Genomic DNA, 4,127 nt, shown 5'->3' on the forward strand with positions numbered 1-4,127 from the left:
CTCGACGGGCGTGACGTCCTCGGCCGGGTCTCGGGCTGGGTCGTCTCGGGCGCAGCCGCCTCAGCGGTCGGCTCCTCGGCCGTCGTCTCGGCCGGCGGGGTCTCCCCCTTCGCCTCGGCAGGCGGAGCCTGGGGCTGGGCGTGGTCACTCGGCCGGTCGAGGACGATCGTGCCGCTGCGGTGGTCGGTGGTGCCCTTGGGGCGCTCCGGCGGGCGGTGCTCCGGCGGCAGCTCCTTGCTCTTGCCCCGGCCTCCGCGCAGCAGGCCCACCGCGAGCCCCCCGAGGAGGACCAGCAGTCCGATCGCGACGGCGATGTACTCGGTCAGCGTGTCGATTCCCATCACGGGGTCATCTTCGCAGGCCCCACCGACCTCGCCGAACCCGTGGGCGGGCGCTCCCCTCAGACCAGGCGAAGGGAGGGCACCGGCACCTCGCCGTCGGGCCGGGCGGCCAGCGCCCGCGCCCAGAGGACCAGGCCACCGACGTCGATCCCGTGGGGGGCGATCGCGACATAGCGCTCGACGGCATCGGCGCCGCGGCTCGTCACGCTCACCGCGCCGCGGGAGTTGCCCCGGCGCTGGTGGGTCAGGCCGACGGCGAGCTGGGCCAGCCCCTGCCAGAGGGCACGCTCGGGCTCGGGGGCACGCTTCCACTGCTCCTCGAGCACCTCGTGTGCGTGGAAGGGCATCTCGGCGTCGAGGTACTCCTGGGCCTCGGCCAGCGCCTCGTCGGGGGTGCGCTCGCGCTCCTCCACGCGGGCGACGCCCCTCGCTGCCGTGCGGCAGCGGTCGCCGAGGCCGTCCCGGGGACGCGCGTTCTCCGCGCGGCCGAGCGCATCCCGGTCACGCGCTGACGGCACCTCGCGGGTCATCGGTTCAGAAGAGGGAGACGCGCTCGTGCGGGTCGAGCCACATGTCGTCGCCGTCGGCGGTGCCGAAGGCCTCGTGGAAGGCGTCGATGTTGCGCACGGCATTGGCCCGGACGTCCTGCGGGCTGTGCGGGTCGATCGACAGCAGCCGCACGGCCTCCTCGGTGCGCGCGTCGCCGCACCACACTCGCGCCCAGTTGCTGAAGAACCGCTGGTCACCGGTCAGCCCGTCCTCGCCGACCTCCGCCGCCGCGTCGCCGACGGCGATCCGGTAGGCCGCGTGCCCGATGGCCAGGCCGCCGATGTCGCCGATGTTCTCCCCCACCGTCAGGGCGCCGTTGACCGTGTGTCCGGGCGCATTGCGGGTGGTGTAGCCGTCGAACTGCTCGACGAGGGCGTCGCGGCGCTGCTCGAAGGCCGCCCGGTCCTCCTCGGTCCACCAGTCGCGCAGGTTGCCCTGCCCGTCGTAGGTCGAGCCCACGTCGTCGAAGCCGTGCCCGATCTCGTGACCGATGACCGCCCCGATGCCGCCGTAGTTGTCCGCGTCGTCGCCGTCGGCGTCGAAGAAGGGCGGCTGGAGGATCGCCGCGGGGAAGACGATCTCGTTGAGCCCGGGGTTGTAGTAGGCGTTGACCGTCTGCGGGGTGAGGAACCACTCGTCACGGTCGACCGGGCCACCGAGCTTGTGCAGCGCGCGGTCGACCTCGAAGGCCGCCACCCGCCGCACATTGCCCACGAGGTCGTCGGCGTCGACCTCGAGCGCGGAGTAGTCGCGCCACGAGGCCGGGTGGCCGACCTTGGGCGTGAAGGCCTCGAGCTTCGCCGCGGCCTCGGCGCGGGTCTCCTCCCCCATCCACGACGACTGGGCGAAGGAGCGCCGGAAGGCCTCGACGAGGTGGCCGACGAGCTCCTCCATCCGCTCGCGGGCTGCCGGCGGGAAGTGCCGCTCCACGTAGAGCCGGCCGACGGCCTCGCCGAGCGAGGCGTCGACGAGCGAGACCCCGCGCTTCCACCGGGCACGCTGCTCGGGGATGCCGGAGAGGGTGCGGCCGACGAAGTCGAACTCCTCGGCGACGACGGACGCGTCGAGGTAGGCCGCGTGCGACTGGACGATGCGCAGCCGCAGCCAGTCCTGCCAGGTCGCCAGGTCGACCGACTCGAGCGCAGCCGACAGGCCGCGCAGGAAGTCGGGTTGGCGCACGACGACCTCGGCGAAAGGAGCATCGGCCCCGAGCCCTCGGGCCCAGGCGCTCCAGTCGACCGCGGGCGCCAGCTCGGCGAGCCCTGCGGCGTCGACGAGCGTGTAGGTCTTGACGGGATCGCGGTTGGTCACGCGGTCCCAGTGGTGGCCGGCGAGCGTCACCTCGAGGTCGACGACCCGCTCCGCGGTCTCGGCGGCAGCCGTCTCGTCGAGCCCGGTCGCGAGCGCGAGCAGCCGCGCGACGTGCCCGCGGTAGGCCGCGAGGACCTCGGCGTGCTGCTCCTCGCGGTAGTAGGACTCGTCGGGCAGCCCGAGACCTCCCTGCTCGAGGTAGAGGACATAGCGGGTCGAGTCACGGTCGTCGGTGTTGACGAAGGGGAGGACGGCGCCGCTCACGCCGTCGCGGGCCAGGCGCCCGGTGAGCCCGACGAGGTCGGGCACGCTCGTCACCTCGTCGACCGCGGCGAGCAGCTCGCCGATCGGCTGGGCGCCGAGCTCGTCGCCCGGGCCTCGTCCATGAAGGAGCTGTAGAGGGCGCCGACCTTGGCCGCGACCGGGTCGTCGGCGGCACCGGACTCGACAGCGGCCGCGACCTCCTCGATGAGGACGCGCACGTCCTCCTCGGCCCGCTCGCGCAGCACGTCGAAGACGCCGTAGCGACCGCGGTCGGACGGGATCTCGACACGGTCGAGCCAGTGGTTGTTGACGTGCCCGAAGAGGTCGTCCTGCGGACGCACCCCCGGGTCGACCGGGCCGCGGAATCCTGTCGGGTCGGTGCCGGCCGTCATGAGGCCTTGCGCTTGCCCGGCGTCGCGCTGGAGATGAGGCCGGAGGTGCGGCTCGCGGCGCCGTCGGCGCTCTCGCGGACCTTGACCACCACGCGCTCGCCCCGAGCGGTGAGGATCTCACGCCCCTCGCGGCGGGCGGGGACGGCGACGAGCCCCATGACGAGGACGGACAGGGCGAGGCAGATCAGCAGGCCCACGATCATGGCGGTCATGGCCCCATCGTCCCCCGAGCGGGCGACCGGCTCAACTCGACCCGCCGGTCGTCCCGAGGTGCGACCGAGGGGTGGGACCGGGCGACCCATCCCGGATCAGGCCGGCTGCGCCTGCTCGTCGGGGGCGACGTCGCGCAGCCGCTGGCTGACGACGGTGGTGATGCCGTCGCCGCGCATCGAGACGCCGTAGAGCGCGTCAGCGACCTCCATCGTCTTCTTCTGGTGCGTGATGACGATGAGCTGGCTGGAGTCGCGCAGCTCCTCGAAGAGCATGATCAGGCGGCCGAGGTTGGTGTCGTCGAGCGCCGCCTCGACCTCGTCCATGATGTAGAAGGGCGAGGGCCTGGCCTTGAAGATCGACACGAGCAGCGCGACCGCGACGAGCGACCGCTCGCCGCCGGAGAGCAGCGACAGCCGCTTGACCTTCTTGCCCGGAGGCCGGGCCTCGACCTCGATGCCGGTCGTCAGCATGTCGCTCGGGTCGGTGAGCACCAGGCGCCCCTCGCCGCCGGGGAAGAGGCGGGAGAAGACCCCTTCGAACTGCTCGGCGGTGTCGGCGAAGGCCTCTGAGAAGACCTGCTCGACCCGCTCGTCGATCTCGGCGACGATCTCGAGGAGGTCCTTCTTCGACTGGCGCAGGTCCTCGAGCTGGGTGGTGAGGAAGGTGTGCCGCTCCTCGAGCGCGGCGAACTCCTCGAGCGCCAGCGGGTTGACCTTGCCCAGGGCCTTGAGCCCGCGCTCGGCGGTGCGCAGGCGCTTCTCCTGCACCTCGCGCACATAGGGCTGGGGCTCGGGGAAGTCCTCCGACTCCGGGTCCTCGTCGGGGCCCGCGACGTGCGGGACGAGCTGGTGCGGGCCGTACTCCTCCATGAGCACGTCGGGGTCGACGCCGAGCTCCTCGATCGCCTTGGTCTGCAGCTGCTCGATGCGGGCGATCTGCTGGGCCCGGGCGACCTCGTCGCGGTGGACCTCGTCGGTCAGCTCGCGCAGGGCGTCCTGCTGCTCGGTCAGCTCGGTGCGCAGGCCGCGCAGGGCCTCGTCACGCTCGGCCCGGGCGG

The 4,127-nt window shown here is 72.9% G+C and carries 2 protein-coding genes and 3 pseudogenes; all 5 read right to left on the reverse strand.

The features are described from left to right. Positions 1–341 (reverse strand): annotated as a pseudogene (locus tag AC2W7J_RS16430) (signal recognition particle-docking protein FtsY); the annotation flags it as partial. Positions 342–400: 59 nt separating this feature from the next. Continuing rightward, the gene (locus tag AC2W7J_RS16435; RefSeq protein ID WP_485983713.1) at positions 401–871 is read right to left on the reverse strand and encodes a DUF309 domain-containing protein; all 471 of its coding nucleotides are present in this window, start codon (positions 869–871) and stop codon (positions 401–403) included. Between the two features lie 4 nt (positions 872–875). Then, a pseudogene (locus tag AC2W7J_RS16440) lies at positions 876–2,857 on the reverse strand (M13 family metallopeptidase). Then, complete coding sequence (locus AC2W7J_RS16445) at positions 2,854–3,069, reverse strand: hypothetical protein (protein WP_421006882.1); 216 nt, start codon at positions 3,067–3,069, stop codon at positions 2,854–2,856. The pseudogene AC2W7J_RS16440 and the gene AC2W7J_RS16445 overlap by 4 nt, the downstream one beginning before the upstream one ends. 96 nt (positions 3,070–3,165) lie before the next feature. Next, a pseudogene (locus AC2W7J_RS16450) lies at positions 3,166–4,127 on the reverse strand (chromosome segregation protein SMC); the annotation flags it as partial.

It is taken from the genome of Janibacter sp. CFPM2_SD2 (assembly GCF_057364645.1).

Excerpts from the sequence above, each read along its gene's own strand:
- AC2W7J_RS16435 (WP_485983713.1), bottom strand. The coding sequence starts at position 871 with ATGACCCGCGAGGTGCCGTCAGCGCGTGACCGGGATGCGCTCGGCCGC.
- AC2W7J_RS16445 (WP_421006882.1), bottom strand. The coding sequence starts at position 3,069 with ATGACCGCCATGATCGTGGGCCTGCTGATCTGCCTCGCCCTGTCCGTC.